The sequence below is a fragment of the Microvirga sp. P4_G7 genome, assembly GCF_056401005.1.
In genome coordinates this window covers 1-551 of sequence record NZ_JBFUKD010001183.1, presented here as the reverse complement: position 1 = coordinate 551, position 551 = coordinate 1, and the positions used below count along the sequence as shown (strand labels likewise).

Here is a 551-nt window from a genome sequence, read left to right as displayed (position 1 = left end):
GCGGATCTCGAGCCGTTGTGGGCCCGAACTGTCGTTTCGAATGCCCTGGCTTAGGGTGACACCGGCGGCGTTTTCAATTCTCACCGTGAAGGGGCCTGCACCGGAGAGAAAGCTCATGCGCGCGATCGACAGATCCTGCGAGATGACGATCAGGGGCAGACCAACAGTGCCGAACTGAGCCTCTGAGGCAGGGAGAACCGGAACGCCGCTGGACCAGTTGGCAGGATCCTCGTAGGTCGTGCTCACGCCTTCCCAGAGGCTTTGCTGGGAAGCCGCCGGAGCGGCGTTCAGCACGAGAGCCAGCGATCCGCCCGCAAGAGCCGTCGCACCACAGAAAGATTGGCGTCGCGCCCTTACCAAATCCCGCATCGTTCCCCCGGCATCCCATTGCGGCTGATTTTACGCAGCGGCAACACTAGGCATTTTTTCTAGTGCTGCAAGGCCTTGCCGACGGTTCCCAAGTCTAAAACCGCAATCCAGACGGTGACGCCACCCGCGTATCAGGATTACCGCAAGGCGGGCGTCCGCGTCGGGCCCACACAGCCGATATT

The 551-nt window shown here is 61.5% G+C and carries 1 protein-coding gene; it reads right to left on the bottom strand.

Annotated features, from left to right (window positions below; genetic code table 11):
* The coding region (locus AC1DT3_RS23770; protein WP_477467602.1) for a hypothetical protein at positions 1–369 on the bottom strand (369 nt) is incomplete at its 3' end.
* Positions 370–551 lie beyond the last annotated feature (182 nt).